The organism is Sphingobacterium sp. UBA7249 (assembly GCF_002472835.1).
Taxonomy (GTDB): Bacteria; Bacteroidota; Bacteroidia; order Sphingobacteriales; family Sphingobacteriaceae; genus Sphingobacterium; species Sphingobacterium prati.
On record NZ_DKST01000011.1, the window covers coordinates 151,795 to 169,786 of the forward strand.

The 17,992-nt window shown below is 42.0% G+C and carries 10 protein-coding genes; 8 read left to right on the forward strand and 2 right to left on the reverse strand.

The genetic code is table 11. The features are described from left to right. Nucleotides 1-63 precede the first annotated feature (63 nt). From B4A24_RS07480 to B4A24_RS07510, 7 genes are all read left to right on the forward strand, one after another. Nucleotides 64-1,656, forward strand: coding sequence for a glycoside hydrolase family 43 protein (locus B4A24_RS07480; RefSeq protein WP_293944036.1), 1,593 nt, complete (start codon nucleotides 64-66; stop codon nucleotides 1,654-1,656). 3 nt (nucleotides 1,657-1,659) lie between these two features. Continuing rightward, on the forward strand, nucleotides 1,660-3,573 hold the full coding sequence (locus tag B4A24_RS07485) for a sialate O-acetylesterase (RefSeq protein ID WP_293944038.1): 1,914 nt from the start codon (nucleotides 1,660-1,662) through the stop codon (nucleotides 3,571-3,573). Between the two features lie 61 nt (nucleotides 3,574-3,634). Next, complete coding sequence (locus tag B4A24_RS07490) at nucleotides 3,635-4,846, forward strand: glycoside hydrolase family 5 protein (RefSeq protein WP_293944040.1); 1,212 nt, start codon at nucleotides 3,635-3,637, stop codon at nucleotides 4,844-4,846. 114 nt (nucleotides 4,847-4,960) lie between these two features. Continuing rightward, a complete protein-coding gene (locus tag B4A24_RS07495) occupies nucleotides 4,961-7,021 on the forward strand; it encodes a beta-galactosidase (RefSeq protein WP_293944042.1) in 2,061 nt (686 codons plus the stop codon). Between the two features lie 34 nt (nucleotides 7,022-7,055). Further along, nucleotides 7,056-9,005, forward strand: coding sequence for a glycoside hydrolase family 97 protein (locus tag B4A24_RS07500; RefSeq protein WP_293944044.1), 1,950 nt, complete (start codon nucleotides 7,056-7,058; stop codon nucleotides 9,003-9,005). 46 nt (nucleotides 9,006-9,051) lie between these two features. Next, nucleotides 9,052-10,686 carry an alpha-L-fucosidase gene (locus tag B4A24_RS07505; protein ID WP_293944046.1) on the forward strand — a complete coding sequence of 545 codons (1,635 nt, stop codon included), beginning with the start codon at nucleotides 9,052-9,054 and terminating at the stop codon, nucleotides 10,684-10,686. Nucleotides 10,687-10,771: 85 nt separating this feature from the next. Beyond that, nucleotides 10,772-12,538, forward strand: a complete 1,767-nt coding sequence (locus B4A24_RS07510) for a glycoside hydrolase family 2 protein (RefSeq protein ID WP_293944048.1) — start codon at nucleotides 10,772-10,774, stop codon at nucleotides 12,536-12,538. Between the two features lie 567 nt (nucleotides 12,539-13,105). On the opposite strand, the gene B4A24_RS07515 is transcribed toward B4A24_RS07510, so the two are convergent. Next, the gene (locus B4A24_RS07515; protein WP_293944050.1) at nucleotides 13,106-15,334 is read right to left on the reverse strand and encodes a glycosyltransferase; all 2,229 of its coding nucleotides are present in this window, start codon (nucleotides 15,332-15,334) and stop codon (nucleotides 13,106-13,108) included. A gap of 1,039 nt (nucleotides 15,335-16,373) precedes the next feature. Continuing rightward, complete coding sequence (locus B4A24_RS07520; RefSeq protein ID WP_293944052.1) at nucleotides 16,374-16,742, reverse strand: MerR family transcriptional regulator; 369 nt, start codon at nucleotides 16,740-16,742, stop codon at nucleotides 16,374-16,376. 124 nt (nucleotides 16,743-16,866) lie between these two features. Here B4A24_RS07520 and B4A24_RS07525 point away from each other — a divergent pair, with 124 nt between their 5' ends. Continuing rightward, on the forward strand, nucleotides 16,867-17,751 hold the full coding sequence (locus B4A24_RS07525) for an alpha/beta fold hydrolase (protein WP_293944054.1): 885 nt from the start codon (nucleotides 16,867-16,869) through the stop codon (nucleotides 17,749-17,751). The last annotated feature ends 241 nt before the right edge of the window (nucleotides 17,752-17,992 follow it).

Consider the following 17,992-nt stretch of genomic DNA (forward strand, 5'->3'; position numbering starts at 1 on the left):
CGGATATACGAGCAATCGTCAATGTCGGCCTTTAATAGCAAATCATCTTTCACAAACACACACATGAAATTTAAAAAGTCAATTTACGTCATTATCTCCGCCCTATTTTCCATTGCCTTTCATTATGTCATTGCACAAACTGGCTTTTCAAATCCGATTATCAGGGGGTTCAATCCGGATCCAAGTATCTGTCGTGTAGACGATGACTATTACCTAGTCACTTCGTCCTTTGAATATTTTCCGGGCCTCCCGATTTATCACAGTAAGGATCTTGTCAACTGGGAGCAGATAGGTCACTGTCTCACCCGTGACGCACAACTTCCTTTGGAAAATGCATCTGCTTCGGGAGGTTTGTATGCGCCCTCGATCCGCTATCACGATGGACTTTTCTATGTGATCTGCACCAATGTATCATCAGGCGGGAATTTCTATTGCACGGCGACAGATCCCAGCGGTCCATGGAGTGATCCAATCCACGTGGCCATCGAGAGCATCGATCCCGATATATTTTGGGACGAGGACGGTAAAACCTATTTTGTCACGCAGGGAAATGAAGGGATTCGGGTGACGGAGATTGATATCAAAACCGGAAAGGTTATTGGCCCCGAGCACTTGGTCTGGGGCGGTATCGGTGGCCGTTTTCCAGAAGCTCCGCATATTTATAAAAAAGATGGATTCTATTACCTCCTTTTGGGTGAAGGTGGTACAGAATATATGCACAGTGCCACAATTGGCAGAAGCAAAAATATCTTAGGCCCATACGAATCCAGCCCACTCAATCCCATACTGACCCATGCCAATAGAATTGGTCAGGCAAATCCTATTCAAGGTGTGGGGCATGCAGATTTAGTACAGGCCAAAGATGGTAGCTGGTGGTTGGTTTGCCTTGGTTTCAGAGTTACACAACCCTACAGCTATTACCATATTCTAGGTCGCGAAACATTTCTTGCTCCTGTGGACTGGCCTCAGGGGGGATGGCCACAGGTCAATGGCAATGGAACAATCAGCCTGGATATGAAAACAACTACTTTGCCGCTCAAGCCATTCAGCAAACCCGCTACCCGAAGCGATTTTGATACAGAACAACTTGGCCTTGAATGGCAATATTTAAGAAATCCGGTACGGGACAATTATTCCCTATCCGAAAAAAGGGGATGGCTCAGGATAAAGGCTACTCCAAATACGCTGAACGATGCCAAACCGATCTCAGCTATCCTCAGAAGACAAACGGAACACAATTTTACGGCTAGCACATTCCTGCAACTTGAATCTTCAAAGGACAACGAAGAAGCTGGAATAACATTAATCCAAAACAACAACCATCATTATGATCTATTGATCAAAAAACAAAAAGGAAAGAATATCATTCAATTACGCGTAAAAGTAGGATCACTGAGCTACATCGCTTCCGAAAAGATAGTGCAGGGCAATCAACAAAAATTAAAAATAGAAGGAACTCCACAACAGTATATCTTTTCGGTAGCAAATCCCGACAGTGAAAATTACAGCGAAATCGGGAAACTGGACACGCGCTATCTTGCAACCGAAGTTGCTGGCGGTTTTACCGGCGTAATGATAGGGCTTTACAGCACCTCCAATGGTGTTCCGAGTAATGCAAAAGTATTTTTTGACTGGTTCGACTATAAAACACAATAAAATATGAATCTAAAACATCTCCCAATTTTCATTGCTTTTTTCTTACATGCGTTTCTATCAAAAGCCGAGCTTAGGCTTCCCGCTATATTTGGCGACAACATGATCCTACAGCGGGACAGTCCCATAAAACTATGGGGATGGGCCGAAAAAAATGAAACGGTCCATGTCCAGTTTATGCAGCAAAACCTCAAGGCAAAAGCCGATAAAAATGGTCAATGGAACCTCACCTTAGCCCCTACTTCACACGGAGGACCCTATCGTTTGGAAATAAAAGGCCAGAAGGAACAGATCCTTTTAAAAAATATCTTGGTCGGTGAGGTATGGCTTGCTTCCGGTCAATCCAACATGGAATGGATCGTAAAAAACTCCAATAATGCCGCCAGCGAAATCAGCCGGGCAAATTATCCGAACATTCGGTCATTCAATGTAGAAAAGAATATGAGCGATGTGCCCAAACAAGATCTTAACGGGAAATGGGAAATATGCTCACCTGCCACCGTGGGCGATTTTTCAGCTGTAGGATACTTCTTTGCCCTTAAGCTCTATCAGGAACTGGGTATACCCGTCGGCATAATCAATTCTTCCTGGGGTGGTACCGGTGTCGAAACCTGGACCAGTGGAAACAGCTTTAATAAACTGCCCACACATTTCAACGAACCCTACAAACAAGCCCTCACAGGCGATCTAAAGGGTTTTATGAGCGAAAACGAATTGAAGAAACAGGCCTATCAACAAGCTTTAGCGAACGATCCGGGGATAGCCGAAAAATGGTACGAAAGCAATTCGGACTTACCAACATGGGGGAAAATGAATGTCCCACAATTATGGGACCCCAAATTGGATAATATCGACGGCATTGTTTGGTTCAAACGCAGTATCCATCTTCCAAAGGGTAGCGGCAGCAAGTCGGCATCTATCCATCTTGGGACCATTGATGACGATGATGTCTGTTGGATCAACGGCGTAAAAGTGGGGGAAACAAAAGGATATACCATTCCTAGGAGCTACAATATCCCAGAAACTGCTTTAAAAGATGGTGAAAATATAATTACCGTAAAAATTATGGATACCGGTGGCGGCGGTGGATTTTACGGAAACTCTGCCCAGCTATATCTCGAAGTTGGAGGCGAGAAATTCCCCCTTGATGGCGAATGGAATTATAAAGAGGCCGTCACAACCAAGCAGTACGGCTATAAAGAAGTTTCGCCAAATATGTTTCCGTCCTTGCTCTTTAACGCCATGATCAATCCCATGATCCCTTATACCATTCGGGGCGTCATCTGGTATCAGGGCGAAAATAATGCCGGCCGGGCTTACGATTACCGTACCCTCTTCCCCAATCTAATACAGGATTGGCGATCACAATGGAAAACTGATTTCCCTTTCTATTGGGTGCAATTGGCCAATTATATGGCCAAAGATAAAACCCCTGAAGATAGCGACTGGGCAAAGCTGAGAGATGCACAGACCCGAACCCTCCGTCTTCCACATACTGGTCAGGCTGTGATCACCGATATTGGTGAAGCAGATGATATCCATCCGCGCAACAAGCAGGAAGTCGGTCGAAGGCTCGCTTTAATTGCATTGGCCAAGGATTATGGCAAAAAAGAGCTGGTCTATTCGGGGCCAACGTTCAAATCTATGGTAAAGGAAGGCAATAAACTGATTATATCTTTTGACGCTACCGGAGGAGGACTCCTGGTTAACAACAAATACGGTTATGTAGAAGGTTTTGCCATCGCTGGAGCAGATAAAAAATTTGTATGGGCCAAAGCGCATATAGAAGGCAATAAACTAATTGTCTATGCCGATCAGGTTTTAAATCCTGAATTTGTCCGCTATGCATGGAGTGATAATCCAGATGTCAATTTATTCAATAAGGAAGGCTTACCAGCCGTGCCCTTTGCCAATGAGTAATCAAACGCGATAACCATGAGTTACTTCATTTGATCAAAAAACACAAATAAAAATTAGTACAATGAAAACACTATTAAGTTACATCATCATGCTGTTGATGCTTCCGGCATGCTCCAATAAGGAAATTAAGGCTATTCCAGAACAGCCCATACCGGAAAAGAAAGAGGAACCAAAACCTGCTTACAGTAAATTCGCAATCCGTGAAAATTTCAGCACCAGCCAATTGGTTGATGAAATGGGTTTAGGGATCAACCTCGGCAATGCCTTGGATGCGACAGGCAGCTGGATCAATCCAAGCAGTATCTCCAATTATGAAACGGCTTGGGGCAGCCCGCTCATTACAAAAGAGATGATTGAAGGGTATGCCAAAGCCGGTTACTCTTCACTGCGCATTCCAGTCACCTGGAGCAATATGATGATAAACGAGGAAAATTACAGAATCCATCCGGATCTGCTAAATAGAGTCGAATCGATCTTAAATTGGACACTTGACTGCGGCATGGTGGCCATTATCAATGTACACCATGAGAACGAATGGGTCAAAAAAGTCCCAACAGACAATGAAGCCAAGAAGAAATTTACTTCTATCTGGGAGCAACTCTGTAACCGCTTTGGGAAATATGGTGATCACCTCCTATTTGAACCCATGAATGAAATCGGTTATGATGAGATATGGACGCCCTGGAAGGGAGGACAGGCAGAAAAAGCAAAAGCATTCGGCTATGTCAATGAGCTGAACCAGCTTTTTGTCGACATCGTCAGGAAATCAGGTGGCAACAATGCGAAACGCCATCTTCTGGTCGAAATTTACAATACCGGTCTGGAGTATGCCTTCGACCCACTGACCAAAATTCCAAACGATCCGGCAAAACATCTCGCATTGACCGTACATTACTACACGCCGCCTTTGTTTGCCATATTGGGCAACGGCGAAGACGCGGGATGGGGCGTTGGCGTCCCTTCTTGGGGTACACCGCAGGAATTTAAAGAACTCAACGACAATATGGATTTGCTAAAGAAAAATTGTGTCGACAAAGGAATGCCCGTCATTGTTGGCGAGTATGCCTGCTCCTCACAGAATAGAACGCAGGAAGTAGTCAGGCTATTTAATGTTTCAGTTACTGAAGCCATTTATTCACGTGGTATGTGTCCGATGTTCTGGGATGTTCAGGGCGCCGGGCAATATGATCGGACAACCAGTACATTTAAAGATCCAGTCTTTCTGGAACAGATGAAAGCAATACCTACTAAATATCCGCGCAATAAAAAGTAAAGTTTGCCAATCGCAACTTATGGATCGCATACAACAAGGAACTTTTGAATAGATAGCCCCATAGAGACGTACAGTGTACGTCTCTAACCTTTAACATAACGAGTACCAAAACCCATGACACCAAAAAACATTTTTCTCCTCTGCCTAATGTTCTTCGCAGTCCTGCCCCTGGAGGCACAGTACAAATTCGACCGCCCCCTTTACGGTGCGGCCTACTATCACGAGTACATGCCGGGCGAGCGCCTGGAGGAAGATATCCGTCTGATGAAAAATGCAGGGCTCAATGTCATCCGTATAGGCGAATCTGCCTGGGGTCTATTTGAACCACAGGAAGGCGTATTTGAATTTGAATGGATGGACCGCATCATCGACAAAATGCATCAGGCCGGTATTAAAATGATACTTGGAACTCCGACTTATTCCATTCCAGCATGGCTTGCCCACACACATCCCGAGGTATTGGCCGAATATCAGCGCGGCAATAAAGCCTATTATGGAATCAGGCAGAATATAGATTTTACCAATCCCACTTTTAAATATTACAGTGAGCGTATCATCCGTAAGCTAATGGAAAGATATGCCAAACATCCCGGGATCATTGGCTATCAGGTAGACAACGAAACAGAAGCACGTGACGTAAACAACGCTGACTATTTTATCGGATTCCGCAATTACATTAAGGACCGCTTTAACAACAACCTCGATTCACTCAACAAAGCATGGGGAATGAACTACTGGGGAATGAATATTCGCACTTGGGAAGAATTCTATACCCGCGATGGTGTCACCAATCCCTCCTATAAAAACGAATGGGAGCGGTACAATCGCAAACAGGTCGCTGACTTTCTCAACTGGCAATGCGACATTGTCAATGAATATAGACGCAAAGACCAGTTTGTAACCCATTGCTTCATGCCTGATTTTCACAATATAGATCAGGTAGAAAGTTTCCGCCAGATGCAATATCCTGCCATCAATATTTACCATGACGTACAGGATAAACAAGATGGCCAGCGCATAGCTTACGCGGGTGATTTTGTGCGCACTGTCGGCAAAAATAATTACATCGTTATGGAAACCAACGCCCAGGGCATAGGTTGGGACGCCCGCACACAGTATCCTCCCTACGACAGACAGTTGCGGCAAAACGTATACGCCCATTATGCCTCAGGTGCCAATATGGTGGAGTACTGGCATTGGTCTACCCTACATTATGGTCAGGAAACCTATTGGCGCGGTGTATTGGGACACGATCTGCAGCCGAATCGAATATACCATGAGTTTAAAACTACAGCAGAAGAGCTCGCAAGAATCGGTGATCATATTATCAACTTGAAAAAGAAAAATAAAGTAGCAATCTTGTATAGCCACGATTCATACCACGCACTGAACTTTATGCCGTATACCTATAAAAACAATTACCCCATCGACATGGTCCACAAATCGCTCTACTATCAAAATATCGAAGCCGATATTATCCCATGCGATAAAATTTCCGATTTTAGCAGCTATGCCATGTTGGTTATCCCTCCACTTTATGTCGCTACGAATGGGCTGCTCCATGCGATTGATAAATTTGTAAAAGATGGCGGCCATGTCGTCATGATGCACAAAAGCGGCTATTGCAACGAGCACTCGGCCGTTAGGGCGACGGCTGCGCCCGGACCATTGCGGAAAGCCTGTGGATTCAACTATCAAGAGTTTTCCACAATCGGCGATATGCAGCTGAAAGATAATCGTTTTCAATTGACCAACAAGAACCAAATAGGCGACTGGTACGAATTTTTGGTAACCGAGACGGCCAAACCCTTGGCCTATGCCGAACACCCCTTCTTTGGAAAGTGGCCCGTGATCACAGAAAATACATATGGCAAAGGAAAGCTAACCTATATCGGAACCTACCCTTCACAGGAATTGCTCAATGCAATCATCCGAGAAACTGCTAGGACAGCGAAGGTTACCGCCGTCGATAGCTACACATTCCCAATCATTCAGCGTTCGGGAACGAACAAATGGGGCAAGACGATACATTATCTATTTAATTACAGTGCCGAACCAAAACAGATTACATATACAGGTGCTCCAGCGAAAGAACTTATTTCGGGCAATGTGGCGCAAGCAGGCCAACAGATCCTATTGGGCCCCTGGGACCTGTCCATCATGGAAGAAAAATAATTCACTACCCTTATCAACATATTCACTAATTATCATGAGAGCATTTATTATCATTCTATTTCTCGCAATATCGTCTGGCCTTTCGGCGCAGACGTACACCTTAAAATCGCCTGATGGAAAAATTTGTTTGGACATTGACCTATCTGATGAACTCTCCTACTCCGTATCCTACAGGGACAAACAAGTGATACACCCTTCGCCAATGGGCTTTGAACTACAAGATGAACCTGCCATGCACAAAGGCTTTACCCTACTAAGTGCTCCTCAAAACAGCAGTCAGCACGATTCTTGGACACCGGTCGTGAAGAATAAATACGCCCATATCGACATGCAGTGGAACGAAACTCATCTTGCCCTGATCGAAAAGGAAGGCGAGAAACGGCGGATGGATCTCTTCTTTCGGGCGTATAACAATGGAATAGCCTTTCGCTATCAATTGTACAGCAGTCCGAAAATAGGCAACAGAGCCATCAGCCGCGAGATGACCGGGTTTTCAGTCGCTGATCAGGCTCACGCTTGGGCAGCAACATATAAGCCCCGTTATACCTCTAGCCAGGAAAGCGAATTCAATAAAGTTCCCTTGGCCGGATTCAGCGATCAGACCCTGATCGGACTTCCTTTATTGATCGAAGTAGACAAGGAAAACTATCTGGCCATCACCGAAGCGAACATAGACAATTATCCCGGATTTTATATCGGTAGCAGCTCCGCTGATGCTAAAGGGCAGGCACTGCTCACCACCAAACTTTCCCCTTTGCCGGGCGAAAAAGAAGACGGTATCAAAGCCCGTTTTGCAGACAAAATAAAAACTCCCTGGCGTGTGGTGATAATAGGCGATAACCCCGGACGATTTATCGAATCCGAAATTGTTCAGTCGCTCAACCCACCTTGCGCAATCGAAGACACAAAATGGATAAAACCGGGACTTTGCGCATGGGACCACTGGTGGAGTGGCGAAGTGAAAATGGAGACGGCCGTTATCAAAGAATATATAGATTTTGCTGCTGCACAGGGATGGCCTTATATGCTGATCGACTGGCAGTGGTACGGGCCGTTCAACCAAGCTCAAGCCGATATTACCAAACCCGCCCCCCAAATCAATATGCCCGAAATACTTGACTATGCCCGTCAGAAAAATGTACGCCTCTGGCTGTGGCTGTACAGCACCGATGCCAACCGCAACAACGCTTTCGAAGAAGCCTTTGCCCTGTATGAGCGCTGGGGAATCGCCGGTGTAAAAATAGACTTTATGGACCGCGACGATCAGGAGATGGTAAACTGGTACCATAAAGTGATCAAAAAAGCAGCCGAGCACCGACTGATGGTCAACTTCCATGGTGCCTACAAACCCGATGGCATCGAACGTACCTACCCCAATATGATCACACGTGAAGGTGTGCTGGGTGAAGAGTACGCCAAATTTTCTGACCGCATCATCCCTACGCATAACGTTACTTTGCCTTTTACGCGCATGCTGGCAGGACCGATGGATTATACGCCAGGTGGTTTTCTCAATGTGACCCCAGCCCAGTTTAAGAAGCAATCACCGACCATGATGATGAATACCCGCTGTGCCGAACTCGCCAAATTTGTACTATACGAAAGTCCCCTGACCGTGTTCTGCGATCACCCGAAGCATGTATTAGGCCAACCTGGAAGTGATTTTTTGCAGATCGTACCCACAGTATGGGATGATACCCGTTTCATAGACGGTTATCCCGGGGAATTTATCGTGATGGCCAAACGTTCGGGAACAAACTGGTTTATCGGTGCCATGACCAACAACATAGCCCGCAGCATTACGGTACCAACCAATTTCCTGCCTACAGGAAAATATGTGCTGGAATATTGGCAGGATGCAAAAGATGCCGCAACAACACCTTCAAAACTCGATAAAAAAACACTGGTATTCGAAGCCGGAATGTCAATAAAAATACCAATGGTCAGCGGTGGTGGCTATGCCGCAGTTATCAAACCACAGTAACATCAACAGGTTAAACATACTATTCAACATAAAAATACAGCATACGATGAACAAGAATATTTTTAAAACACTATTACTTTTTACAGTCCTCGGAACAACTTTAAATGCGTCCGCCCAACAAAAAAAAGAATCAACCTCTTCGGACAAATTTCAGCCAACTTGGGAATCCCTGGCGCAATATGAAGCGCCTGAATGGTTTCGCAATGCCAAATTCGGAATCTGGGCACACTGGGGACCTCAATGTCAGCCCGAACAGGGCGATTGGTACGCCCGTGGCATGTATGATGAAGGCAGCTGGCAATATAATTCGCATCTAAAAAATTATGGTCATCCTTCTGTGGCAGGATTTAAAGATGTTATCCATACCTGGAAAGCCGAAAAATGGGATCCTGAAAGACTTGTCGCATTGTACAAAAAGGTCGGGGCACAATATTTCTTTGCGATGGGAAACCATCACGACAACTTCGATCTGTGGGATAGCAAATATCAAAAATGGAATTCGGTCAATATGGGGCCCAAACGTGATATCCTCGCCGCATGGTCAAAGGCCGCGAAAAAAAACAACCTTCCCTTCGGCGTAAGCATCCATTCCTCCCATGCATGGACATGGTATGAAACAGCCCAACGAGCAGATCAATCAGGCCCGCTCAAAGGCGTTCCCTATGATGGCAACATAACGAAAGAAGATGGAAAAGGTAAATGGTGGGAAGGCTATGATCCCCAAGAACTCTATCGTCAAAATCACCCCCTCAGCAAAGGAAGCGAGGATGTGAAATCATTATGGGCGCAGTGGGATTGGCATAATGGAGCCTCCATACCGACGCAGGAGTATATCGATAATTTCTATCAACGAACAGTCGACATGCTCGACACCTATCAACCCGACCTGCTCTATTTTGATGATACGACACTCCCCCTCTGGCCGATCAGTAATGTTGGGCTCGATATTGCAGCCCATTTTTATAACAGTAACGCCAAGAAAAACAAGGGAAAGGTCGATGCAGTGCTGTTCGGGAAAATTTTATCCGAACAACAAAAAGAGTGCTTGGTATGGGATGTCGAGCGTGGCGTGCCCGATCAGGTTCAAGAAAAAGCCTGGCAGACATGTACCTGTCTGGGTAGCTGGCACTATAATAAAGCTGACTACGAAAACAACACTTACAAGTCCAGTAAAAAAGTTGTCCATATGCTTATTGATATTGTCAGCAAAAATGGCAACCTCCTGCTTAACGTTCCGATCAAGGGAGATGGCAGCATAGACGAAAAAGAAGAGAAAATTCTGCATGAAATAGGCGACTGGATGCAAATCAATAAAGAAGGAATCTTTGATACCCGCCCCTGGAAAATATATGGTGAAGGCCCAAGTACAGCGGAAAAAAGTCCTTTGAATGCGGCTGGATTCAATGAAGACAAAGACAATGCCTATACGGCAGAAGATATCCGTTTTGTGCAGAAAGGAGAGGCCATTTATGCCCATATCATGGCTTGGCCAACCGATGGAAGAATTTTGATAAAGTCTTTGGGAAAGAAAAATAAAACAGTTCCTCCAGTGACCGTTAAAACCGTATCACTATTGGGTCATAAGAAAAAACTGGTATTCCATCAAAATGAAGAGGCACTTTCCGTTAACTTGCCGGCAGAGAAACCAAACCAAATTTCGCTGGTTTTGAAGATTAATTAAACCGTTTATTCGGACTAAAAAATAAAACAGCAAGGCTTTCTCCGGACATCGGCCAAGAAATTAGAAAATTAAAACTATGCGCAACATGAAAATTATATTAGCATTATTACAGTTATTCCCGCTCCTATTGTTTGCTCAATCCGCAATGATCCATATCGAAGGGCGGCAAAGCAGCAGCTTAAATGGTTTATGGAATGTGATTATAGATCCCTTCGATGCCGGGTCTGGAGATTGGGCTGCCTATTATAAAGACCGCAAGCCTTTAAAAAACGTCGACTTTGTCGAATCCGCATTTGAAGGTGGTCCTCAGCTTTATGTGCCCGGGGATTTCAACTCCCAACTTCCTGAGCTCAACTATTATGAAAGCAGCATCTGGTACAAACGCACATTTAACGCACAAAAAGCTGAGGATAGCCGATTTTTCCTCCATTTCGCCGCAGTAAACTATAAGGCAGAAGTTTATTTGAATGGCAGCAAAATTGGCGAACATGAAGGAGGTTTTACACCTTTCCAATTTGAAGTCACAGACCTACTAAAAGGCGGGGAAAATAGTCTTATTGTGAAAGTAAATAATCAGCGCATGAAGGACGGTATACCTGGACTTGGCTTCGACTGGTTCAATTATGGTGGGATAACGCGTGATGTCGACCTCATACAGACACCAAAAACCTATATCAAGGATTACTTTATTCAACTGGCACAGCATGATGAAAATATCATTAACGGATACGTCTCCATTGATGGCCCTACAAAGGAACAAGATATAGAGATAAACATTCCGGAACTGCATGTCCGGTTTAAAACCAGAACAGATAAAGAAGGAAGAGCCATACTCAAATTTCCTTTTCGGAAGAAGACTTTGTGGACACCGGAAAATCCGAAATTATATGAAGTGCGTGTCTCTGCCGAAACGGATCACATAAAGGAACAAATTGGATTTCGAACCATCAAAGTCGATGGGACACATATTCTATTGAATGGCAAATCAATCTTTCTAAAAGGGATTAATATTCATGAAGAAGTTCCGCAGCGTCGCTCCCGTGCCTATAGCGAAAGCGATTATCAAATGCTTTTGGACTGGGCCAAGGATTTAGGCTGTAATTATGTGCGCCTGGTACACTATCCGCATCATGAAAAGATGGTAAAAATGGCAGAGAAAATGGGCCTGATGGTTTGGGAAGAGCTGCCCATTTACCAGGGAATAGACTTTGCAAATGCGAGAATGAAAGAAAAAATGAACTTCATGCTCAAAGAGATGATTGCCCGGGATAAAAACCGGGCGGCAACCATCATATGGAGCCTCTCGAATGAAACCTACTCCTCGCCGCCGAGAGACAGTTCGCTCACAGCACTGTATTACCTGGCAAAATCGTTGGATAATACCCGTCTCGTGACCTCAGCGTTCAATAATATGCGCTTTGAGGGCAACAAGGCCTATATTGAAGATAAACTCAATAGTTTGATGGACGTCATGGCGATCAATCAATACCTCGGCTGGTATAAACCATGGCCCGAACCCGATAAAGAAGTCGAGTGGATATCCAAATTCAATAAACCGCTGATCTTTTCGGAATTTGGCGGTGAAGCAGTTTTCGGAAACAATATCGATCCGAATCGGGCAAGCAGCTGGAGTGAAGATTACCTGGCTGCTATTTATATGCGCCAATTTAAAATGTTCAACAACATACCTTTCCTACGTGGAGCAACACCATGGCTCCTGGTAGATTTCCGTTCTCCGGGGCGAGCCAATCCCATTTATCAAAAGGGTTGGAACAGAAAAGGATTGTTATCCGATCGGGGAGAAAAAAAGAAGGCTTGGTACATTGTAGCAGATCAATTCAAAAACAATTAGAATCGTTAAATTGAATATTTTAAAGATCTTCCTGATTTTGATTCATCAGGAAGATCTATATGTGACAAAATGTTATCTGAGGTTAACCGCTCACTGAATATCCTACAGTATAAGAGCCTACAACTCTTATTCTGTATAAAACATTTAAAACCGCCTTCCAAAAAGCGCAATACCATTATTGCCTTGCAAGATGGAGACAAGGATTAGCGGATTTATAAAGTTTACTGCAATAAGTATATGGAGGTATATGGAAGCACCTACAAATTATTTCGATAAAACTATTGACGTCTATACACATCAAAAGAGAATTGCGAAAACCTACCTAAAGGCCATTTCAATCTCAGGGGTTACTAAAATTATACACGGTTCGTATAAGCGCCTTACTAACCAAGAGAACGGAATGCTTTATGAGATACAGCAAATTTTAAAGGAATTACCGTCATCAGTTTCGCTAAAAGAAATGCGACCTCTTGGTTGCTATTACAACATATTTATACACCAGCTTTTGTACCAGTTCTAATTAATAACTGCGATTATATAGGCAAAGCTCTTTCTCTAATAACTCCATCAACCTATGTTTTCAGGTAAATAGGCTTCCATCTTAAGCCTTGCCAATAGATAACTTATAGTAGATTCTGCTCCTTGATTAATATTTATCGCCCGCTCTTCCAAACCATCGAAACATCCCCCCGTAACTGGGTTATATACTATTTGTTGTAGGTGGTTGCGTCCCAAGAACCACTCGAATGCAATTCTTATGGTCCTCCTATAATGCTCATCTTTGGTATGCCTATAAAATCTATCAAGAGCAATAATCGTATAGGCAACATCGATAGGCTGTTCTCCCCCTTTGGATTCGGCTCGTGGCTGGTCGCGTTGTGCCCATCCTTTATTGGAAATAACATGGATCTCATCATTAACTATAATTCTACTTAACAAAAAATCGAAGGATTGATAGGCAATGTCTCTATATCTGTTATTTGCAGTTGACTCATAGGCCGCTAATAATGCTTCCGGAATTACACTGTTGCCATAGGTCATATAGGATTCATACCATTGCCAATCTGCAGTACTTTCGTACTCAAACATGGCAACCAGACGATTAGCCAAAACCTCAATGATAGCTTTATACTTCTCACCTTTCATAAAACTTAATCCTTTTATCGTAAAAGCCATTGATCTGGTTGAATAATAAACTAAAGCATGCTTGGAAGCCCTATTCAAAAGCACCCGGGCAAGTTCAACTATTTGTTCTGGTAAAAGATTGGCTAAACCAGCCACTTCACCCAATGCCCATATAGCCCTTCCATTTGCGTCCTCAAGATTTTCCTGCTCATTTTGTATGGTAAAATTACCATAACTGTCTACATAATTCAAAAATGTGCCATCGTCTTGCATACAATAGTCTATAAAATTTAAAAATTTCTGTATCAGATCGAGGTCTTCCAAAGACTCGTATAATTTATAGTGATGCAATATAGCGATAAGCGCTCTCGCATTATCATCCAGGGCGTAACCGCTGGCCACGTCTGGCATGCTTATATCTGCAAATTGAGTAAATGCTCTCTCCGCTGACATACGAAAGATATGGTCTAGATTGAGAGGCGGGATTGAATATATCGTCTCTCTTTTATCGTCAATGAGAAGTTCGAATAGATTAACGTGTGCTATAGCGACGTTTTGCCAAGAAGTTTTAACCATTTTTTGGAGATTCACATGACGAATTTTCTTTAGCCTTGGGGCATCATCCAAAATTTGACTGACAGCATTTGCGAGCTGATCAGATGCCTCAAAATCGATCATTGTTCCCATATCTTCCTTCAAAACTTCCCTGACGTGGGGAATCGGTGTTGAAACAATGGGACAGCCTGAACTCAGGGCATAGGAAAATGTACCGCTAACCGCCTGAAAAGGGTCTTTTGATGTAAATAAATAAATATCGGTAATAGATAGAAAATCCAGCAAAGCTTCAATTGGGAGAAATTCATTAACAAATCTGACATGATCGGAGATTCCTTGATGATCTATTATTTCCTGTAGTTGATTTCTATAGGTTTCCCCTTCTCGCAGCAACAACGTAGGATGTGTCTGTCCTAAAATAAGAAACATCACATTGGAATTCTGCTCGATAATAGCAGGAAGTGCATAAAGTGTTGTTTCGATACTCTTACTTGGCCCCAATAAGCCAAACGTACTTAGAATCTTCTTATCCAGTAGATTATAACGTTCTAAAATCGCACGTTTATCTGTTGCTGGGGCTAAATGCGTACCATGTGCGATCACTGTTATTTTATTCGGAGAGATCTGGTAAGCATTAATAAGGATTTCAGCAGAGCTTTGAGTCATTACGATGATCTGTGAACAATAATCCGCAATAGCAGAAACTTGGTCAAATAGGATTTTCTCTGGAGATGGTAATACCGTATGAAAAGTAATTACAACTGCGATTTGTGCTTCATAAAGTTCTGAAAGGAACGACCTGAATTTCGCTTCCTGTGCTGAGAATAAGCCGAACTCATGTTCGATACAGATCAAATCGATATGTTTATATAGTTGGATGTTTTCGAATATAGCATCAAATGAAAGCGGATCGGCCATATCCAATATACCTAGCAGAGCGGAATCATAGTCATTATAACTTTTAGACTCTTCAATTGGGATAGGAATAAGATGGTATGAACCTTGGAATTTACTTGAAATGGCTTTTATCAAATCTGTTGTATATGTAGCAATACCGCAGGCGCGTGGTGGAAAAGTCGAAAGGAATGCTATTCCCCTTTTCGATGTCGAAATCATTGTTGAATATTTATGTGAAGTCCTTGCATACTATCGTCTTGTATCCTTAACAAGGTGCTGCACGTAGGGAGGTTCTATAAATATACACATTTAAATTTAAAAAACACGAAATATAAAATGTTTAATCCATACATAGAGTCACTTAAGTACAATACTCTAATTCTTTTCCTAACTAACCTCCATGATGTAATGAATTTTATTATAAAAGCATGTTTATCGGATTTTGAAAATAATTCACAGCTTTAGTTCTGATCCTTAGGTACGTCATCTTATTATTTTTCGCACAAAAATAATAGGCCATTTTTCGCTTATACTTGTTTACAAATTATTACAAAATACCTGGTTGAATTTTTTGAGTATTTTACTCATCGATATGAATTTACAAAATACTATTTAAGTCTTAAAAATAGATTGAATGCTCGTTTCATGATCATGAATTAATCCCAGATAAAGGGTCTTTCCACTCCTATTTCTCGAAGATAACTTATAAACTGCCCAGCATGTACTGATTCATGATATGCACTACGCAATAAATAGTTACCAAGGAAATTTTCCGAACCACTCCCCAGTCATAAAAACCCTCGGGAAGCACTTTCCACAGGAGAATACTACGCCTCCTTGTTTCATTAAGGAAATTGATTATTAATTCATTCTGTTTCATTGGAAAGGCTTATAAATAAGTTACTTTTTTATTTGTAATGAATAATAGGCTATCAAGGCAAAGGAATCAAAGCAATGCATATACTTTATTCCCTTCAATCATCGCTTAACAAACATTTTATCATCTATCGAACCTAAACTTACATAAATGTGGTCATGTAGGCAAACATATTAGAAAAACCTAATAAAAAAAGAAAACTCTTTAATAACATTTTACTGAATTGCTAGTGATGTGGTAATTACCTTCGTTGTTTAAATATTCAAATCATTCACTATGTTTGGCTCAAATAGAGATGTCGGCACAATTTTATTATACAAATTTGTGGAAGTCTTAGGGCGGATCTAAATAAAAATTGGCTAAGATGAGCGTACCATAAACTTAACGACTTAAGTCATTTTCAATATTGTATTTACAAAGTGCTATCTGTTTTTTCATTGCTTTAAGTTCCTTCATCTTAGTATCAATCTGCTCCAACCTCAGATTGAGTACTTCTATTTTCGCAGACTTATTAAATTGCTTCTTATACCATGCATCAATAACTTCTTTAATTTCAGCCAAGGTAAAGCCTACCGCTTTTGCCATCTGAATAAACCTCAGTTTTTCGATGACTTCCTGGTCATAATAAACATAATTATTGGATGTTACTTCCTTTTTTGTTGTGCCTGCTATAAGTCCGCTCTTTTCATAGAAACGAATAGTCCCTATCGGTATGCCAGTTTCCCTTGCTATTTGACTAATTAATTTCATCTGATTATCAATATTTTATAAAAAAAATTACAAGTATACAGTGTACTACATACTTGTAAGTTAAGAAAATACAAGCTAATTTAGTCAATGAAAATTCAATGGTAGCTTAAATTATTCACATATTATGGATTCATCCTATTCAGACAAAGAACTCATTAAATTATTACCCGGCTTTACGAACCATTACACGAAAGTAAACGGCGTAAAAATACATTACGTTATTGGTGGTCAAGGCGATCCACTGATATTAATCCCTGGTTATCCCGAAACATGGTGGGCCTATCATCATGTCATGCCGTTATTATCTGAGTATTACCAAGTAATTGTTGTTGAAATACGGGGTATGGGAAGTTCAGGAAAACCAGAGTCTGGTTACGACAAAAAGAATATGGCAAAAGACATTAGCGAACTTGTGCGGTATTTGGGTTTTGAGAAAGTATATATTGGTGGACATGATATCGGGGCCCATGTTGCTTTTAGCTATGCCTGCAATTACCCAACAACAACTATCAAGTTAGTTCTATTAGACACTCCACATCCGGACCCCAGTATGTATCAACTTCCTATGTTACCCATATTAGATGCTAATTATCTTTACCCATGGTGGTTATCATTCAACCAAGTAAAGGAATTACCTGAACAGCTTCTTGAGGGGCGCATGTCAATAGTCATTTCTTGGTTATTTGATCATCTCTTGGTCAATAAAGAAAGTGTAAGTAGCTTTGATAGAGCAATTTATATCGATGTTTACAATAATAGAGATGCTATTCGTTGTTCGAATTCCTGGTATCAGGCTTTTCCTCAAGATATTGCTGATTTTACAACCTATAAAAAATTAAATATACCTATACTGGCAATTGGAGCTAGCGGGTACGATTTACTTCGGAATGCCTTACCTAGTGCCTCAACGAATTTACAGCTTGAGAAAATCGAAAATTGCGGTCATTTTTTACTTGCTGAAAAACCTAACGAGGTTGGCCTATTGATTAGGGATTTTTTAGCTAATTAAACCTGTAGTAAATGAAACTAAAGTACCACAAGTTTTAAGAGAAAATATTCTATTTATTATTTTTTTTACTTCTATCTTAATTTTACAAACATTATGGCATAACTCCTAAATTTATAGTACCATTTCAATTATCTTGAGCGACTTGACCATTTTGGGTGTAAACCAATTTAGAGGATTAAGTTAAAAATTTACACGAAATAAAATTGTTGTCTAACCATGATCAAAGCGGTTGTTTTTAGCA